The sequence below is a fragment of the Gemmiger formicilis genome (assembly GCF_018784445.1).
In the GTDB taxonomy this organism is placed as follows: Bacteria; Bacillota; Clostridia; order Oscillospirales; family Ruminococcaceae; genus Gemmiger.
The window spans coordinates 20354-39689 of sequence record NZ_WQOH01000012.1 but is presented as its reverse complement, the minus strand read 5'-3'; the positions used below and the strand labels follow the sequence as shown (position 1 = coordinate 39689).

The window sequence follows — 19336 nt, the reverse complement described above, 5'->3', positions numbered from 1 at the left end:
CGACGGCGACGCCCGCCGCGACCCCGACCCCCGCGCCGACGGCGACGCCCGCCGCGACCCCGACCCCCGCGCCGACGGCGACGCCCGCCGCGACCACGACCCCCACGCCGACGGCAACGCCCACTGCGACCCAGACGGCGACACCCACCGCGACCCCCACCCCGAAACCGACGCCCACCGTGACGCCGATACCGGATGACGAGGAGAACAGCGAAAGCGAAGAAAAATTTGTAACCTTCGCGGCAGTCAATGCAGTTGCGGAGGGCGGCAGCCCGGTAAAAGGCACGACGTACACCTTCTACTTTGCCCCGCCTGCCAGCTGGGGCAAAAGCGATAAGGTCAAATTCACAGGCAAGCGCGGCGCGGACAATAGTGATACCAAGGCTAATGAGATAACCCGCGAAATGAGCCGAGTCCCAGGCTATAGGACCAATGATGGTCAAAAACGCCCAATTTATGTCGTGAGTCTGCGATACGAGGACAACGAATCGGCGGAGTGTACATATGGCGGTTATGTATATATAAAGTTTACATCAGAATCAGGTGAGCATACCATTCAAATGAATGGGCCTAACGCATGGCTGTATGTTGATGCCATGGGGGACCATATCTTTGACGCGGGCGGCCTGGAGGATAAAACATACACCACATGGAACCCCAACTGCCTGAAACCCTACGCCGAGGTCGCCCAGCAGATTCCCTATACCGGCCAAAAAATCTCGTTTCAAAACAAAACGGAGAACACTCTCACCGGTATCAAAGTAACGTTCTACGAAAAAGTCGGTGATGAATACAAGGAAGTCGGCAATCAGCAGGCCATTGGATCGCTTGACGCAGGCGAAGTCTCTAGAGGAATCGAGATTCCGGATGATTCTTGCCGCTATGTCGGCTTCACCGATGCAAGCGGCAAACCCATCGGCAAAACGTACTATAACTTCTACAATGATAACGTTGCTTCGGAAGAGGTAGGTACATTCCAGTATAACGCCGAAACGAATTACTGCTTTATCTACAAAGGGCCGGCTGACGTCCAGTGGGGCGCGCCCAACGCAACACGCATTTACTTTGACGCGACGTTCTCGGATATGTCGTATAGTGGAGATTCCGGAACAACGGCAGACGGAATGCCGGGAAACGACGGAAAGCTTTACTATATCCTGACCGGGGACGGCAATCCGGAGTTGCCAGGTGAGATGACCCGGCTGGAGGATAGTTCCGAGTCAAGACACCTTTGGTATGTAAATGTCCCGGAAGGCTACACGAAAGTACAGTTCTCCGATACAGCAACCCCGCCGACGAGCGATATCAATGGCCGTGCAACGAACACGCTGACATGGGATAGCAGCCTGGAAGAGCCGTGCTTCTATGCGGACACCGGCGATGACATTACCTACGGCGGCGGTTATCGGGATGGCTATTGGGGTAAAAAATCTGATATCCGCGATGCGGAAGCGGGCAAGAAGGCTGAGGGCAAGAAAGCTGAGATAGTAAAGCTGGATACCGGTATCTTTACGCCGCAAAACGATGTGAAGTATATCGACAGTACCCTGTATGACTACTACTCGGACTACGAGCTGAACGGAAAAACACGTAAAGAAAATGATTACCAAGACACTCGAACACATCGAGCATATGTTGAATTTGAGCAATTTGACCGCGCATTGAGCGATTATTACAAGGATTATGTGCCGTCGTCGCCAGAGAAAAAGGTTCAGTATCCATTGTATACAGGGCATTTCCAGCCAAATGAAATGGACTGGGACTGGTTTAGCAAGATTGCTGCTAATCTTGACCTGTATGGATGGGGCAACAGCGATAGCTTGTATAATACGTTTATGGCAGTCAACAATGCAAACGTTGATGTAGATGGTAATACTAACAATAATCATAGCCTTGATTCGAGTACCTTCCAAGGCTTGGTAAGCGATAAGCGCGACGGAAATCATAACCCGACCCTGTACGGAACAAATTTGGCAGAACCGCACTTTAATGAAAAATTTCTGACCGGAGAAAACTCTGCAAAGGCTGTACTGGGCAAGGTCTACAAAGATGTTGCGTTCCCTTTTAAGCAGAAGAACGTTTTTAATGGGACAAACGGCGATTCCAAGGAAGGCGAAGCGCAGTATTGGTACTATGATAGCAACGAGACGCCGCTGTATTTGAAAAAAGATACAAGCAAAGAAGGCGGCTATTACCTTGACAGCCCTATAAATGATGAGGAAAAAAACCACTCTCGAAATCGTAATACAGTAAATGGTGAGGAAGACGGCTACGGCTTCTTCCCCTTCAACCAATATGAAGGCAATCATGTCAACCGGTACAACTACGGTTACGGTGCTAAACTGCAATTTGACTTTACGTTGACAGAGGACGGCAAGGTCGTAGTAGGAAAAGATGAGAGCAAGAAAGTCCCCATCAAGTTCTTCTTCTCCGGCGATGATGATGTGTGGGTGTTCATTGATGACCAGCTGGTGCTGGATGTCGGCGGTGCCCATGCAAAAGCGCAAGGTCTGCTGGAGTTTGGCGAGGACGGCGAAAACAACACCGTTACATCCTACGTCAGCGACATCAAAGCCAGCAACAACAAAGAGCGCAACAACAAAGAGAGCAACAACCTATATTATGAGTCGCTGGGAAACAACTACAAAAACGTAAAGTTTAATAAGACGAATTATCAGTTCAAATGGAAGAGCAACAAGCCGATGACGCTCCCCAAGAACACCAAGCACACCCTTACCATGTACTACATGGAGCGCGGTATGTGGGAGTCCAACATGGCGGTGGCGTTCAACTTCCCGGACCATAACGAGCTGCAGGTGGAAAAAAAGGTCGATGCGACCGGGGTTCGCAACGCGCTGAAACCCTACTTCACGGATTCCACCCTCCAGTTCAAGGTCGGCATCAAAAACTGGGCGACCCATTATGCCGCACTGGACTTGGCGGCAACAACGGATGCAGGCGGCGGCTCCGGCATCGGCTTTACGACCAAGCAGTATACCATCAAGGACTACGGCTCGGTAAATGCGGGCAAACTGATGGACGCGGTCGGTGCACAGTATACCACCAGCAAGGACGATAAGACCCACACGGTGGTGAACAGCGACGGCACGTTTGACCTGCAAAACGGCGAAACCGTCACCTTTGCGGACCAGTTCCGGCGCGGCAGTTATATCTCGCTGCAAGAATACCCCGACACGGACCTGTATGCCACCACCTGGAAAATCTACGAGAACGGCAAGCCCGTCATGGAAAACAAGGGCGGTACTACCGTTGAGGTTCCAGGCGATGCGCAGATAATGAAGGGCGATGGCACAACCCCGGATGATGGCCGTAAGGAAAAGTACCAAACGGGCCCCGGCGAAGACGGACGGCAAATCCAAAACGCCGGCTACACAGGAACCCAAAAGCCGGAAAACTCCATCGTGTTCCGCTCGTACAGGGACCCGGATGGTACAAACCAGTTCACCAAGCTGAAGGTGAAATTCATCAACAAAGTCAAAACCGGCTCGCTGAGCATCACCAAACAGGTGCCGCAGGACGAGTATGAGAAGTTGAAGGGTGAAACGTACACCTTTACCGTGCAGTACTCGAACATCGGCGGCCTGGGCGGCAAAGAGGAAGTAACCGAAAAAGTTGAAGTTCAAGTCGGCAAAACCGTTCCGCTGGAAGGGATACCGATTGGCACGACCGTTACCGTCACGGAAGACCCCACGGAGAATCGGTATATCAAGAGCATCACCGTGGACGGCAGCGAACAGTCGGAAGACGGCAAAGCCAGCGGCACTATTGTTGCAGACACGCCGGACAAGAACGGCAACACGATACCCGGCGTCCGGGTGGTGTTCACCAACACGGCACGCAAGCCGATCGCTATTGATGTAGAAAAGAAATGGCAGGATGCCGAAGGTAAGGAGCTTACCGACGGCCTGCCGGCATCGATTCGGATCGAATTGCAGCGCCGCCATGCGGACAGTACGAATGAAGAATGGGAAAATGTGCAGGGCACGGAAGTTGAACTGAAGAAGGACAACGACACTGGAACGTGGAAACACACGTTCACCGGCATGGATGCCTATGACATCAACGGCACTACCTATTATGAGTACCGCGTGGTGGAATGGGATGCGGAAAATGGCCAGTACACCGCCAGCGGCACGCTGAAACTGGGTGACTATAATTACAAAGTTGACAGCGCCGCGCAAACCATAACGGAAGATGTTGATTCGGTATCGCTTACCCTGACCAACAAGCAGGTGCCGCCGGTGTATGAGCTGGCTATCACCAAGCAGGGCCTTGACGAGAACGGCAAAACCGAGCCGCTGAACGGCGTGGAGTTCAAGCTGGAAAAGCTGAACGGCAACGACGTTGATACGACGTTTAATGGCGGCAAGGGTCCCATGACCGGGACGACTGCGGACGTTGATGGCAACGCGGGCAAGTGCAATTTTGAAAACCTGTCTGAGGGCAGCTACCGTTTAACGGAGCTGAAAACCGTGGACGGCTACAACCTGCTGGCCGCACCGATTGAGTTTACCCTGCAAAAAAACGAATGCCTGATAAACGGCACGAAGCAAGACGGTATGGTTACAGGCGACGCCGCAAACGGCTACACGGTGAGTTTGATCATCAACAACCGCAAGGGCTTTACGCTGCCGCACACCGGCGCGGACGCCCCCAGCCTGTGGCTGCTGATCGGCCTGCCGCTGCTGGTGGCCGGGCTGCTGGTGCTGGTATTCCGCTACAATCGGAAAGGGGGCAAGCGTTCCTGATATGGCCCCCGATTTCCCCGCTACGATAATCTTAAAAAGAAAGAGGTTATGACAGATGAAACTAAAACGTTTCCTTACCGGCGTCCTCAGCGCCGTAATGGCCCTCAGCGTCTGCGCCCTCCCCGCCGCCGCGGCGGGTGGCGAAGATACAACGCCCACAGCGCCTTCTACTAGTACGATTGATACTGGTAAAAAAGGTTCAATCACGATTCACAAGTATTTGGTGGACGGCGAAGTGAACGGTGGAAGCAGCAACTACGGCGAGAAGCTCACCAAGGAGCCGGAAGCAGAAGCGGCAAAGGATGTTGGCTTCTCGATTTACCAAGTAATGACTGCGAAGGAACTTGTTGCATACTATAATGGCAAAGATAACACGGAGCCGAAAGCAAGCGACTATACACCTGTAGCTGACAAAAAAAGTGTAAAGACGACGGATAACAAGACGTACCAACGGCATGGCGACGAGAAAAAAACTAACGAAAAGGGCGAAGTAACGTTTAATGAACTTGAAGTCGGCCTTTACCTTGTTGTTGAGACGACGAAGCCGGCTGCTGTTACAAAGGCAGTTGACCCCTTCCTGGTTTCTGTGCCTATGACGAAAGTTGGCGCAAATGGAAAAGCCGACCCGACACAGTGGTTGTATGATATCCATGTCTACCCGAAGAACAGCACCCAGACTGGTACAATTTATCTGAAAAAGCAGGGCCTTGTTGGCGGGGATGCATACAATACACCCACGGGTTTGAACGGCGTTCAGTTTAGGCTGGAGCGTCTGAAAGAGGGCAAAACCGTAGGGGATACCGATGCCTGGGAAATCGTAACTAGCAAAAACAATAACAATGGCATTTATACGACTAGTATAGTTAATGGCGACAACGGTACCATTAAGGTCGATGGACTGCATCCCGGCACATATCGTTTTACCGAGGTTGGCTACGCGGACAGTGCTGCGGGCGTAGATAAAAAGTATATCCTTGATACTGCTGCCAGCTACACGTTCAAAATTGAAGCAACCCCCGACGGCCAAAAAGTGACGAAGTTGGATGATAGTAATAGTGATTACGAGATTAAAGGTACGACCATCACTGTTACCAACTATGCCCCTGACGTAGACAAGCAGGTCGTGAACCGTACAGATGGCAAAACCTATCAGGAAGCAGCTGACTATGCAGTCGGTGATAAGATTCCGTATAGAATTGCAGTTACGATTCCCACCAACATTGCGAAGCTGAAAACCTTCTGTCTGACGGATACGCCGGAAAACCTGGATGATGATACGAGAATTCAATTTTATAGTAATTCGGACTGTAAAGCTCTAATTACAAAATCTTTGGTAAAAGAGACAGCTGGTATCACTTCCACGAATAATGCAAAAGGTAAGGGCTTTAAGATTGACTTTGACCCCGCAAAGCTGGAAGAATATGCCGGTAAAACAATTTACATTACCTACGAAGCAACCTTAAAGAAAGGTGCTGACACGACCACTGCGGGCAACCACAATAAGGTTGACCTGACGTACTCTAACAAAATTAAGTCTGGCAACGTACTCGAAGATGAAACCGCCGACCATAATCATATTGAGGATACTGCCGTTGTCTATACCTTCCAAATTGATATCACTAAGGTTGGTAAAGATGGAAACAAGGAAACTCCACTGGATGGCGTAACATTTAAACTGTATGAGCAGATTGCGCATCAGACAGAAACCGGTGAAAAAGTGCTGTCCGATGATGACGCAAAAGCGCTTGGCTTTAAGGATACAAACAAGTTCAGCTATAAAGAAGTTGCAACCGGTACAACTGAGGGTGGCGGCAAACTGACCTTTACCGGCTTAAGCAACAGTAAGACGGCAACGACTGGCGCAAGCAGATATTGGCTGGTTGAGACCCAGACGAAAGAGGGTTACAACCTGCTGGGTGCTCCTGTGGAAGCAAAGCTGGATATTGTTTACAAGACTACGTGGAAAGAGAAAAATACTTTTGACAAAGGCGTACTTGTAAAGCATAGCCATGATGCAAACACAGAAACATTTAAAACGCCGAACGATGGTTCACAGACGAACAACGGTACACAGGAGGGAACGGAGCAATCCGCGGGTCTGGATCGCGGTGAAAAAGTAACTTACGGCATTTTGTCCACCGAAATCATCAACAAGAAGGGCTTCCAGCTGCCTGTCACCGGTGGTTTTGGCACACTTCTGTTCAGCGGTATCGGCGTGCTGCTGGTGCTGGCCGGTGTGGCGGTGCTGTTCAGCATGAAAAAGAAGAACGACCGCGCTTAAAACCGCATGATGCAAACACCAAAAGATAATTAGAAGGGTAAACCCATAGGGGAAGGGCCGGGATTGGCTCTTCCCCTATGGTGGTTATGGGGGTATAATATAAGGCAAAGGGGATATGGCGGCGGGGTGGAATCCCTCCGGCCGCCGATGGCGGCCACCGCTCCCCTTCCGGCGCTTCGCGCCACCTCCCCCCATCCCGGGGGAGGCTGTCTTTGACAAGGGCGGCTTGCGGGCCGATGCAGGCATCGGCCCCTGCAAATTGCCACAGATATTTCCCCCCACGAACAGAAAGGCACACCTATGGATACCACAGGCAAATTAAAACTTGGATTTGCGGCGCTGATGATTCTGTCGGGCATCGGCGTGGCGATGTACCCGGTCGTCAGCAACGCGGTGGCACAGCGCCATGCGTCGGCGGTCATTGACAGCTACGACGATACCGTCCAATCCATGGATACAGAAAAGCTCGATGCTGCAAAAGAAGCGGCCCGCAGCTACAACGAACAGCTCAGCAATGCCGTGGGCCGCGACGCGGCGGGCGAAGCCGCCGACACCGGCACAAGCTATGTGGACCTGATGGACGTGGGCGAGAGCCTGGGCTACATAAAAATCCCCAAAATCGACGTCAATCTGCCGATTTATGAGGGCACCAGCGACGAGGTGCTGCTCAAGGGCGTCGGCCATCTGGAAGGGTCGAGCTATCCGCTTGGCGGTGACAGCACCCACAGCGTGCTGACAGGCCACCGCGGTCTGGCCGAGGCCGTCCTGTTTACCGATTTGGACAAAATGCAGGAAGGTGACAAATTTTACCTGCACGTCATGGACGAAGTCCTAGCCTACCAGGTCGACCAGGTCAAGGTCGTGGAGCCGGAACACACCGAGGATTTGGAAATCATCCCCGGCGGGGACTACTGCACCCTTGTCACCTGCACGCCCTATGCCATCAACACCCACCGTATGCTGGTGCGCGGCGTGCGCGTGCCCTACAACGGCGAGGACGAGGACACCGACACCCCGCAGGCCGTGCAGTACCAGGCATTGAACACCGGCAACATCGTCAAGCGCGTGGTGGACGCCTGGCCGTGGATCAGCGTGACCGGCAGTATTATCATCGGCGGCGAGGCGCTGCTGCTGCTTTTGCTGCTGCACCGCTGCAAAAAGCGCGAGGAGGAAGACTGATGAAACGCCTGCTGCAAATTTTTGCGTGGCTTGCCATACTGGTGGGCGCGGGGCTGATGCTGCAGCCGACGGTCAGCCAATACCTGACCCGCCGCAAAAGCACCGCCGCCGTGGAAACCTTTGTGCAGTCTGCCGCCGAGTCCGCCGCCGTGGCCGCTGACGACCCGACTGCCGAAAACACGCGCCCCTACGCAGATTTATACAACGCCCTGCAAGCCTACAACGCGGAAATCTACGCCGCGGGGCAAAGCGGGCTGAAGGACCCCTTTGCCTACGAGACGCCCGCCTTTGACCTGACGGCCTACGGCCTGCCCGATGATATGATCGCTGCGCTGTGGGTGCCGCGCCTGGATTTAGATTTGCCGGTGTATCTGGGGGCCAGCACCGAAAACATGGCCCGGGGCGGCGCACTGCTGGGGCAGACCTCGATGCCGCTGGGCGGCGCGAACACCAACACGGTCATTGCCGCCCACCGCGGCTACTACGGCGCGGAGATGCTGCGCAACGTGCAGCAGATACAGATCGGCGACAAAATCACCCTGACCACGCCGTGGGAGACCCTGACCTACCGCGTGTGTGAACTGAAAATTATACAGCCGGACGACATAAATGCGATACTGATACAGCCGGGGCGGGATCTGTTGACCTTGACGACCTGCCACCCCTACACCCAGAACACCCAGCGCTACCTGGTCATTGCCGAGCGCGACCCCGACGCCGCCCCCGCCACCCATGAGGAAGATTTGGCCGAGTGCGCGGGCAGCTGGGACGCCGCGCCCCGCCAGGTGACGGTGGAAAGCCCCGACGGCACCGCCGCCGTGGAGGAGATCGCGCCCGAGAGCATCAACCCGCTGCCGAACGAGGGCAGCGGCGAGGATGCGGGCGGGGCGTACTCCAACTGGATGATATGGCTGGAAAACAACGCCCTGTGGGCAGGAATTGTGCTGATTGCCGCCGTGGTGGGATGCGGGCTGATCCTGCGCCGCCACAGAAAGGACTGACCGATGCAGACACGAGAAAAAGCGCTGGCCGTGACGGCCGAGGTGGGCAAGGCCGTACTGGGCAAGCCCGAAGCAATTTTGAAAATCATGATGGCAATGCTGGCCCGCGGCCATGTGCTGGTGGAGGATATCCCCGGCGTGGGCAAAACCACACTGGCCCAGGCGTTTGCCCGCGCTATGCAGCTGACCCAGAACCGCGTACAGTTCACACCGGACGTATTACCGTCTGATATTGTGGGGTTTTCGCTGTACCAAAAAGAGACCGGCAAGTTCGTTTACCACCCAGGCGCGGTGGCCTGCAACCTGTTTTTGGCCGATGAGATCAACCGTACCAGCGCCCGCACCCAATCCGCCCTGCTGGAAGTCATGGAGGAAGGTGCGGTGACGGTGGACGGCGTGACCCGCAAGCTGCCCCAGCCCTTCACCGTCATGGCGACGGAAAACCCGGTTGGCTCGATCGGTACGCAGATGCTGCCGGAGTCGCAGCTCGACCGTTTTATGGTCTGCGTGGTCATGGGCTACCCCGACACCGAGGCCGAAATGGAGATTTTGACCCGCCAGCCGCGCCACGGTCTGCTGGACCGCGTGCAGCCGGTCATGGACCAGAACGACCTGCTGACCATGCAGGCCGAGGTGGACAACATTTATATGAGCGAGGAAATTCTGCGGTATATCGTAGAGCTTTCCCAGGCGACCCGCAAGGACGCACGGCTGGCGCTGGGGCTTAGCCCCCGTGCGTCGCTGGCCGTGGCCGGTATGGCGCGGGCTGCGGCGTACCTCTCGGGGCGGGAGTTTGTCGTGCCCCAGGATGTGACCGCGATTTTTGCCGACACCGCGCACCACCGCCTGAGCCTGACCGAGCAGGCCCGCACCGGCGGGGAGACGGTGGAAAACGTGATCGCCGACGTGCTGCACACTGTGCCGCGCCCCCGCCCGGAGAAACCGACCCATGGCAGGTAAGGTGGGCTGCGGCCTGCTGCTGGCCGTGCTGTTTTGCGCCGCCGCGGTCAGCCGTGCGCCGTTTGTGGTGTTCCTGCTGGCGCTGGCGATGGTGTTCACCGCGTTTTTGTGGTGGGACGCCCGCACGCTGCGGCGGCAGGTGACGGCGGCCTTGCAGCTGCCCGCCAAACCGGTGCGCCCCGGCGAGGCATTTGCCGTGACAGTGCACCTGCAAAACGCCGGGCGGCGCACCGTGCCTGAACTGCGGGCCGTGCTGCGGGCTGAGGATGCCGAGAGCGGTACGGCCATCGAACTGCCCTGTGCCGCCATGCTGGCCCCGGGCGGCCGCGCCGACCTGCGGGTGACGCTGCGGGCCGCCAAAAGCGGGCTGTGGCGGTTCAAACTGCAAAAGCTGACGGTGCGGGACCACTTGGGCCTGTTTGCGGCGGACTGCCCGCCGGACGGCCAAACGTGGGAGCTGTGCGTGCTGCCGCCCGCCGAGGGAGAGGCCGACGGCGCGGGCAATACCCCGCAGAACCGCGCCGAGCAGGAGAGCCGCGCGGGACAGGACATTGCCGACGGCGTCTACGACCTGCGCCCCTACCGTGTGGGGGATCCCTTAAAACAAATCCACTGGAAATTGACGGCCAAGGTGGACGAGCTGACCGTGCGGGAGCCGCTGGGCACGACTTACCGTGCCGACCCGGCCGGCACGCTGCTGGCCGAGGATGGCGGCACCCCGCCGCCCGTGCTGCATTTTGGGCGGGCGGCTGTGACCCGGCTGCGCACCCTGACCCGCCGCAAGGCCGCCGACCCGGACACCGGGCTGGAATTTGTGGACCGCGTGCTGCTGCCCCAGCAGGGTGCGGCGGCACGGCCTGTTCTGCGTGGCTGCGTGGATTTTTCGATACTTTTGCTGCTGACGCTGGGGCTGCTGGCGGCGGTGAACAGCGCGTTTTCGCTGCTGCTGCCCGCCTGGATCTGGCCCGGCGCGGCAGCGCTGTGCGCCCTGTGGCTGGCGCTGTGCTATGCACCGTTGCCTGCCGCTGCCAAGCGCGGGGCTGTGCTGGCGCTGGCCGTGGGGTATCTGGTGCTGTTGTTTTTGGTGCAGCGGGACTTCCTGCGCGGCATGGAAGCCTTTGCCAACGCCGTGAAGCTGTGCCTGAATACACGTTTCAACGCGGATTTTGCCGTGGGTGAGGTGGGTGCGTGCGGGCTGTTTGTGCTGCTGGCGCTTGTGCCCATCACGGCGTTTTTTGCCGCTGTGACGGTCTGGCGCAGCGACGCGCTGCTTTTGGATTTGGTATTGCTGCCTGCCGTGGTGCTTGTGCTGCTGGCGGGCGCGGGCGGCGGAGCTGTGGGCTGGCTGCTGCTGCTCCTGGGCTGCGTCGGCGCGTGGGCGGCGGCGCGGTCGGTGCGGCGCAGGCGGCTGTGGGGCAAAAAAGATTCCACCGTTTACGCTGCGAATGTGGAAAACTTCCTCACGACCCAGAAAACCACCGCCGCCGGGATGATGCTGGTCTGCGCGGTGTTGTTCCTGCCTGCGCTGGCACTGCGCCCGGTGCTGGCCCTGCCTCTGGATGCTCTGCAGCCGGTGACGGAGCGCGCCCGGGCGGCGGCGCTGGGGGCGGCCATCGAGTGGCTGCCAAAAATCAGCGGCGGGGCGTTGAACTTTCACGTCAGCGCGGCGGCGGGCGGCGTCGAGGACGGCAGCCTGACCCAGAGCGACGGCCTGGCCCTGCAAGGGCTGGAGGATTTACTCGTCACGACCGACGAGAAACCGACGGAGACGGTCTACCTGCGCGGTTTTATCGGCGCGGAATACGATGGGCATAGCTGGCAGCCTGCGGACGCCGAGCAGTTCGACAATGCCGCCGCCAGCTGGAAAACCGACGGTGACAGCCGTTTGGCAATCGCGAACCTGCCGTTTCTGCGGGCTGCCTACGATGGTGCCGCACCGCAGCAGATGACCGTGCAGCGGCTGCACGCCGGCGATGCCTACACTTTTGCACCCTATAACGCCTATTTTAACGACTACTACCGCCTGGACGGCGACGGCGCGGCAGCAGGCCAGACCGCGCAGGACGACACGTTCTACTACTTCCCGCGCGGGGAGGCAAAAACGCTGCTGACCGCCCGTGCCGACGCGGATCCCAGTGTGCTGGACCGGCTGGAAAGCGCCTACGCGGCCTACGCCGAGAGCCGCTACCTGGCGACGCCCGACGGCGCAGACTACGGCACATTGCAAGAATTTTGCGATGCAGCGGAAAAAGAACACAAACTAACCGGCGACGCCGACGCGATACGAACCTTTGTGCGCAGCTACCTGAACGAGCACTGCACCTACACCAGTGACCCGCCCCAGCCAGCCGAAGGGGCCGACCCGGTGTTGTATTTTCTGAGCGAGAGCCATGCGGGCAGCAGCACGCAGTTTGCGTCGGCGGCGGTGGTGCTCTGCCGGATGCTGGGCCTGCCCGCCCGCTATGTGGTGGGCTATGCCGCCCCCCAAAGCCTGTTTGCCGAGAGTGACGGCGGCTGGCAGGCCGTTTTGCAGGACGATAACGCCCACGCCTGGGCCGAGGTGTACCTTGCCGGGCAGGGCTGGACCCCGCTGGAAACGACCCCCGGCATGGTCAGCGAACTGACCGAGGACCAGCTGGCCGCCAACGCGAACGCTGTGCCGACTGCCGATGATGCCGAGACCCCGCTGCCCGCCGTGACACCCGCGCCGGAGGTGGACCCGACCGCCCCGCAGGCCCGAGCTTTTTGGTGGCTGCTGCCGCTGGCGGCGGTGCTGGCCGCGCTGGCCGTGTGGGGCATTGCCCGTGCACGGCGCACCCCGGCCGATACTGTGCGGGCGGAGTTCCGCGCGCTGTACAAAAAGATGTGCCGCTGCGGCCTGGGCGAAGGGGTATCCTCTGATCAGGAAGAGTTTAAACAATTTTTATGGGAACACACCAAAACGGCGGCCCCGCAGGATGTGGAAACGCTGCTGGCGCTTGTGCAGACGGCGCAGTTTGCGCCGGGGCCGGTCAGCGCGCAAACCGCGCAACAGGTACGCGGCTTGTGCCGCATACTGCGCAAAAATTTACACAGGTAATTGCCGGAAAATATGTGATATTCTCCAGGGGGGAGAAGTAACAAGAGCAAATAACGCCTTGACGCGGCGCTTCAAACCTATTATTATAGTAGTGAAATGCAATAGGGAGATGAAATCATGGCGCGATTGCCGAAAAATGACAAAGTTGTGGACATTGGAACGATCGCTGCGGCTTTGGGAGTGTCAAAAACAACGGTATCCCGGGCAATATCCGGCAATGGCCGTGTGGGCGCAGCAACCCGTCAGCGCGTACAGGACTACGTGAAGGAGCATAACTACACCCCCAGCGTGATGGCACGCGGGCTGGCGATGCGCTGCTCGTACAACATTTCGCTGGTGATCTCCAAGCAGTTCTCTGATTTTGAGATGCCGTTTTTGCGCAAGACGATGCGTTCGGTCTATCAGGCGGCGGAGGATTGCGATTACGATGTGCTGCTGACCCTGGTAGGCGAGAACGAGACACGCCCGGTGGAGCGCCTTTTGGACAACCGCAAGATCGACGGCCTGATTCTGACCCGCACGCTGGAACGCGACCCGCTGATCCCGCAGCTGAAAAGCCGCAAGCTGCCCTTTGTAGCCATCGGCCGCCCCGAGGATCCGACCGTGATGTCGGTGGATCATGACCAGGTCGGCGGCTGCCGGGAGCTGACCAGCCTGCTGCTGATGAAGGGCATGAAGCGGATCGCCCTGCTGGGCGGCACGATGCTGTACACCGTCAATATGTCGCGCCTGGAAGGCTTCAAGCAGGCCTATGACATGATGAACCAGAAAATCGACGAGAGCCTGCTGTTTTTGGAGCTGGAAACCGACGACCTGCGGATGCAGGCCGTGAGCCAGGCGTTGGAGCGCAAGCCGGACTGTATCCTGTGCATGGACGACCGGCTGACCCTGTTGGCGATGAATATGCTCAAGCAGCAGGGTGTGCGGGTGCCGCAGGATATCCGCGTGGCGTCGCTGTATGACAGCAGCGCGCTGGCTGAGTCGTCGCCCGCCATCACGGCGGTGCAGTTTGACGCTTACGCCCTGGGCCGCAAAGCGACCCAGCAGCTTTTGCAGGCGCTCAAAGGCCGTGAGGTGGAGACCCGCGTGGAGCTGGGCTACCAGGTCAGTATGCGGGAATCGACGAAAACCTGAGATAGGGTATATAATAAGTATATTAGGCAGCACGCCGTGGAAACGGTGCGCTGCCTTTTTGTAGGGGCGGCATCTATGCCGCCCGCGGTTTCCCGGGGAATGGGCGGTAATGGGGGACGCGCGGGCCGCATAGATGCGGCCCCTACAACTCCACAAAAAAATGAATCGAGTAATGGCGGCAAACGCACCGGGAGGGATGAATCCCTCCCCCCACATGGGGATAGAGTCGAAAAAAATAGAGGCGGATGGAGGTGCGATTTGCCGTGAAAACTGCGCAACATATGGAAACGGTTGCGCAACAAAGGAACCGTTTCCGACAAAAAGCAACCTGTTTTTTGAAATATTTCCACAAAAACAGGTATTCTAATTTGTGCAAGGTTCCAATCTTGGATAAAATCACCAAAAAACGATTGATTTTTCGCTATTTATGGTGTATTATAATATCAATCCGAAACGGAAACGTTTCCGAATAAGAAAACGCAATCACTACTGCAACTCTTGTTTTTCTTTAGAAGGAGGAAAAAACATGAAAGCGAAAAAGACTCTCTCCGTGACCCTGGCCGCCGCGATGGCAGCCGGTCTGCTGGTGGGCTGCGGCGGCAGCGCCTCCACGGCCACCTCTACCGCAGAGGCCGCTTCTACCGCGGACTCCACCTCCACTGCTGCTTCTACCGAGGCTGAGGCCCCCGCAGCAGCCGGCAAGGTCTACTACCTGAACTTCAAGCCCGAGCAGGATGAAGCCTGGCAGGATCTGGCCAAGAAGTACACCGAGGAGACCGGTGTTCCCGTCACCGTCGTGACCGCCGCTTCCGGCCAGTACGAGACCACCCTGATGAGCGAGATGGCCAAGAGCGATGCGCCCACCCTGTTCCAGGTCAACGGCCCTGTCGGCCTGGCCAACTGGAAGGACTACTGCTACGACCTGTCCGGCACCAAGATCGCCGGTGATCTGACCAGCGACACCTACGCCCTGAAAGACGGCGACCAGATGCTGGGCATCGGTTACGTTATCGAGAGCTACGGCCTGATCACCAATAAGACCCTGCTGGAGAAGGCCGGCTACACCGTTGACGACATCAAGAGCTTCGACGACCTGAAGAAGGTGGCCGAGGACATCACCGCCCGCAAGGACGAGTTGGGCTTCTCTGCCTTCAGCTCCGCTGGTATGGACGGCTCCTCTGACTGGCGCTACAAGACCCATCTGGCCAACCTGCCCATCTACTTCGAGTATCAGGAGGACGGCATCGACAACACCGACGCCATCAAGGGCACCTATCTCGACAACTACAAGAATATCTTCGACCTGTACATCAACAACTCCACCTGCGATCCTGCTGAACTGGCTGGCAAGACCGGCGACGACAGCCGCAACGAGTTCCTGAACGAAGAGGCCGTTTTCTACCAGAACGGTTCCTGGGAGTACACCAACCTCGTCGGCGACGGCAAGCCCTTCACCGATGACGACCTGACCATGCTGCCCATCTACATTGGCGTCGGCGATGAAGCCAACCAGGGCCTGTGCACCGGCACCGAGAACTACTGGTGCGTCAACAAAGAAGCCAGCGAGGACGACATCAACGCAACGCTCGACTTCATGTACTGGTGCGTTTCCTCTGACGAGGGTACCAAGGCCATGGCTAACGACATGGGCTTCGTTATCCCCTTCAAGAATGCTGTTGAGAGCCCCAACGTCTTCGTCAAGGCCGATAAGGAAATGACCGCCGCCGGCAAGACCCCTGTGGCCTGGAACTTCTCCACCATGCCTTCCGAGAACTGGAAGAACGGTGTCGGCTCTGCTCTGACCGCCTACGCCGCCGGTACCGGCAGCTGGGATGACGTTGTCACCGCCTTTGTCGATGGCTGGGCTTCTGAGGCTGCCCTGAACGCAGCTGCGTAAGTAGTGGGTACGCAACTGTAACGCATTACAATTCTTTGCAAACGTTTTTCTCCTAAAACCTCCTAAACATTTCTCTTAAACTGTTTTCTCCAGTTTTTCTCCTTATCCTCTTTCATCACCGGTCAGCGGGGCGGGCGGATTCGCCCGCCCCGCTCCATTTTTGCAACAGGAAATCTAAACAAAGGGGGGCTTTTCCATGGAAAAAGCCATTAAGCGCTATTGGCCAGTCTTTGTACTGCCCACCCTCATTGCCTTTATCATCGGCTTTGTGTGGCCTTTTATCTGGGGCACCGGGCTGTCGTTCTGCAAATTCACGACGGTCAAAAACGTCCAGTTCGCGGGGCTGAGCAACTACAAGATGATTTTTATGGATGACACCTTCACCCATGCATTCTGGTTCACGGCGGCGTTCACCGTCGTATCCACTGTGCTCGTCAATGTGCTGGCATTCGCCATTGCGCTGCTGCTCACCCGCGGTATGCGCGGTACCAACGCGTTCCGTACCATCTTCTTCCTGCCGAACCTCATCGGCGGCATCGTGCTGGGCTACATCTGGCAGATCCTGCTCAACGGCCTGCTGTCCGCCTGGGGCAAGTCGCTGCTGGCGTTGAACGCCACCTACGGCTTCTGGGGCCTTATCGTCCTGATGTGCTGGCAGCAGATCGGCTACATGATGATCATTTACATCGCCGGCTTACAGAACGTGCCCACCGACCTCATCGAGGCCGCACGCATCGACGGTGCGACCTCCAGCCAGATTCTCTTTAAAATCAAGGTCCCCATGGTCATGCCCAGCGTGACGATTTGCACGTTCCTGACGCTGACCAACTCTTTCAAGCTGTTTGACCAGAACCTGTCCCTGACGGCAGGCGAGCCCGCCAAACAGTCCATGATGCTGGCCTACAACATCTACGATACCTTCTATGCCCGCTCTGGACCTCAGTGGAAGGGCATCGGCCAGGCGAAGGCCGTCGTATTCTTCCTGTTTGTGGTTGTCATCTCGCTGCTGCAGCTGCATTTTACCCGCTCTAAGGAGGTGCAGGCATAATGGGTGCTACCAAAAAAGACCGCCGCATCAATGCGGTGCTGTCCGTCCTGCTGACCATCCTGTGCATTGCCTGGATGTACCCGGTGTTCATGATCCTGATGAACTCCTTAAAGACAGAGCGTGCCATCACCACGACCCACGCCTTTGAACTGCCGAACGCCGAAACCTTCGTCGGGCTGAAAAACTACATTTACGGCATTCAGGAAATGGACTTTTTGTCCTCTTTCTGGTATAGCTTAGTCATCACGGTCTCGTCCGTCGCACTGATTTTGCTGTGCTGCTCGATGTGCGCATGGTATATCACCCGCGTGCAGGGCGTGCTCGGCAAGGGTATGTACTACCTGTGCGTGTTCAGCATGATCGTTCCCTTCCAGATGGTCATGTTCACGCTGGCCAAGACCGCGGATACTTTAAAGCTGAATAACCCCTACAACATCTGCATCATCTATCTGGGCTTCGGCGCGGGCCTGGCAGTGTTCATGTTCACCGGCTTTGTCAAGAGCATGCCCATCGCCATTGAGGAGGCCGCCATGATCGACGGCTGCAATCCCATCCAAATCTTCTTCAAGGTCGTCTGCCCGATTTTGAAGCCAACGATGATCTCCACCGCCATCTTGGAAACGATGTGGGTCTGGAACGACTACCTGCTGCCCACGTTGGTGCTGGATATCAAGACCTACCGCACCATCCCCATGGCGATCCAGTATTTCCGCGGCAGCTACGGTAAGGTGGAAATGGCCCCCATGATGGCCTGCATCATGATTACGGTGCTGCCGGTCATCGTGCTGTACCTGCTCTGCCAGAAATATATCATTGACGGCGTTGTGGCCGGTGCGGTCAAAGGGTAAACTCAGCCGAACCAGAAAAGAGGTCCGGTTTTATGACCATCAAAGATATTGCGCGGGAATCCGGCTTTGCCATTGGTACGGTGTCGCGGGCGCTGAACAACGCCCCCGGCGTCAGCGCCGAGACGCGGCAGAAGATCCTGGAAGTCGTGAACCGCCACAACTATGAACCCAACGCAAACGCAAAGCATTTAAAACAGCAGGCCAATGACGGCATTGCCCTGATTGTCAAAGGCACGCAGAATATGCTGTTCGCCGATATTTTAGAGCAGCTGCAGAGCGTGATTGAAGAGAGCGGCTACGTGGCGACCGTCTATTACATCGACGAGGAAGCCAACGAGGTCGCCCAGGCCCGGCGCATCTGTGCGGAGCGTAAGCCCTACGGCATCCTGTTTCTGGGGTCGAACCTGGAGTATTTCACCCCTGATCTGGAAGATTTGGGCATCCCCTGCCTGCTGCTGACCAACAGCGCGGCCACGCTGCGCATCGCCAACCTTTCCAGCGTGTCGGTCGATGATATGGCGGCGTCCGACCGGATGATCGAGTACCTGTACAAGCAGGGCCATCGGCGCATCGGCATCATCGGCGGCAAGCCGAACCTGTCCCGCCCGAGCCTTGCGCGTCTGGCAGGCTGCCAGAGCGCCATGCTGCGGCTGGGCCTGCCCTTTGAGATGGAAAAGCAGTACGCCTACGCACGGTTCTCACTGCGCAGCGGGTACGAGGCGATGGAGTATCTGCTGGACCACAGCCCCGATATCACGACAGTGTTCGCCATGTCGGACCTGATGGCGCTGGGAGCCATCCGTGCTTTGCAGGATCACGGGCTGCGGGTGCCGCAGGATATCTCGGTAGCCGGGTACGACGGCATTGCCCTGGGGCAGTACAGCATTCCGCGCCTGACGACCATCCGGCAGGATATGGAGCAGCTGGCCCAGCGCAGTGCAAAAATTTTGCTGCACTGCATTGAAGAACCCGGCCGCGCCGTACACGAAGTTGTCCCCTTTGATTTGATCGAAGGGGAGAGCGTGGGCAAGGTTTGACGACTTTGCAAAAACAGCGCCGCCATGTAGGGGCCGCACATGTGCGGCCCGCGGCCTTGCCGTAGGTGCGCGTTTGCCGGAAGGCTGAGGGCCGGGCATACCC

General features: G+C 57.3%; 11 protein-coding genes. All 11 read left to right on the top strand.

Going from position 1 to position 19336, the window contains the following annotated elements:
* Positions 1 to 4769: SpaA isopeptide-forming pilin-related protein (locus tag GPK89_RS04920; protein ID WP_215691831.1), on the top strand; the 4769-nt coding region annotated here is incomplete at its 5' end.
* A gap of 55 nt (positions 4770 to 4824) precedes the next feature.
* The gene (locus tag GPK89_RS04915) at positions 4825 to 7050 is read left to right on the top strand and encodes a SpaH/EbpB family LPXTG-anchored major pilin (RefSeq protein WP_215691830.1); all 2226 of its coding nucleotides are present in this window, start codon (positions 4825 to 4827) and stop codon (positions 7048 to 7050) included.
* A 300-nt stretch (positions 7051 to 7350) separates the two neighbouring features.
* A complete protein-coding gene (locus tag GPK89_RS04910) occupies positions 7351 to 8229 on the top strand; it encodes a class C sortase (protein ID WP_215691829.1) in 879 nt (292 codons plus the stop codon).
* Positions 8229 to 9230 carry a class C sortase gene (locus GPK89_RS04905; RefSeq protein ID WP_215691828.1) on the top strand — a complete coding sequence of 334 codons (1002 nt, stop codon included), beginning with the start codon at positions 8229 to 8231 and terminating at the stop codon, positions 9228 to 9230. Before GPK89_RS04910 ends, GPK89_RS04905 begins: the two co-directional genes overlap by 1 nt.
* Before the next feature lie 3 nt (positions 9231 to 9233).
* Complete coding sequence (locus GPK89_RS04900) at positions 9234 to 10190, top strand: AAA family ATPase (protein WP_215691827.1); 957 nt, start codon at positions 9234 to 9236, stop codon at positions 10188 to 10190.
* Positions 10180 to 13269, top strand: coding sequence for a transglutaminase domain-containing protein (locus GPK89_RS04895; protein ID WP_215691826.1), 3090 nt, complete (start codon positions 10180 to 10182; stop codon positions 13267 to 13269). Before GPK89_RS04900 ends, GPK89_RS04895 begins: the two co-directional genes overlap by 11 nt.
* A gap of 117 nt (positions 13270 to 13386) precedes the next feature.
* Entirely contained in the window at positions 13387 to 14403 is a 1017-nt protein-coding gene (locus GPK89_RS04890; protein WP_215691825.1) for a LacI family DNA-binding transcriptional regulator, read from the top strand.
* Positions 14404 to 14929: 526 nt separating this feature from the next.
* The gene (locus GPK89_RS04885) at positions 14930 to 16300 is read left to right on the top strand and encodes an ABC transporter substrate-binding protein (protein WP_215691824.1); all 1371 of its coding nucleotides are present in this window, start codon (positions 14930 to 14932) and stop codon (positions 16298 to 16300) included.
* A 196-nt stretch (positions 16301 to 16496) separates the two neighbouring features.
* Complete coding sequence (locus GPK89_RS04880; RefSeq protein WP_215691823.1) at positions 16497 to 17348, top strand: carbohydrate ABC transporter permease; 852 nt, start codon at positions 16497 to 16499, stop codon at positions 17346 to 17348.
* Complete coding sequence (locus GPK89_RS04875; RefSeq protein ID WP_215691822.1) at positions 17348 to 18196, top strand: carbohydrate ABC transporter permease; 849 nt, start codon at positions 17348 to 17350, stop codon at positions 18194 to 18196. Before GPK89_RS04880 ends, GPK89_RS04875 begins: the two co-directional genes overlap by 1 nt.
* A 32-nt stretch (positions 18197 to 18228) precedes the next feature.
* Positions 18229 to 19233 carry a LacI family DNA-binding transcriptional regulator gene (locus GPK89_RS04870; RefSeq protein WP_215691821.1) on the top strand — a complete coding sequence of 335 codons (1005 nt, stop codon included), beginning with the start codon at positions 18229 to 18231 and terminating at the stop codon, positions 19231 to 19233.
* Positions 19234 to 19336 lie beyond the last annotated feature (103 nt).

Coding starts and splice junctions, on each gene's coding strand:
- GPK89_RS04880 (WP_215691823.1), top strand. CDS start 16,497: ATGGAAAAAGCCATTAAGCGCTATTGGCCAGTCTTTGTACTGCCCACC.
- GPK89_RS04895 (WP_215691826.1), top strand. CDS start 10,180: ATGGCAGGTAAGGTGGGCTGCGGCCTGCTGCTGGCCGTGCTGTTTTGC.
- GPK89_RS04915 (WP_215691830.1), top strand. CDS start 4,825: ATGAAACTAAAACGTTTCCTTACCGGCGTCCTCAGCGCCGTAATGGCC.
- GPK89_RS04885 (WP_215691824.1), top strand. CDS start 14,930: ATGAAAGCGAAAAAGACTCTCTCCGTGACCCTGGCCGCCGCGATGGCA.
- GPK89_RS04875 (WP_215691822.1), top strand. CDS start 17,348: ATGGGTGCTACCAAAAAAGACCGCCGCATCAATGCGGTGCTGTCCGTC.
- GPK89_RS04900 (WP_215691827.1), top strand. CDS start 9,234: ATGCAGACACGAGAAAAAGCGCTGGCCGTGACGGCCGAGGTGGGCAAG.
- GPK89_RS04890 (WP_215691825.1), top strand. CDS start 13,387: ATGGCGCGATTGCCGAAAAATGACAAAGTTGTGGACATTGGAACGATC.
- GPK89_RS04870 (WP_215691821.1), top strand. CDS start 18,229: ATGACCATCAAAGATATTGCGCGGGAATCCGGCTTTGCCATTGGTACG.
- GPK89_RS04910 (WP_215691829.1), top strand. CDS start 7,351: ATGGATACCACAGGCAAATTAAAACTTGGATTTGCGGCGCTGATGATT.
- GPK89_RS04905 (WP_215691828.1), top strand. CDS start 8,229: ATGAAACGCCTGCTGCAAATTTTTGCGTGGCTTGCCATACTGGTGGGC.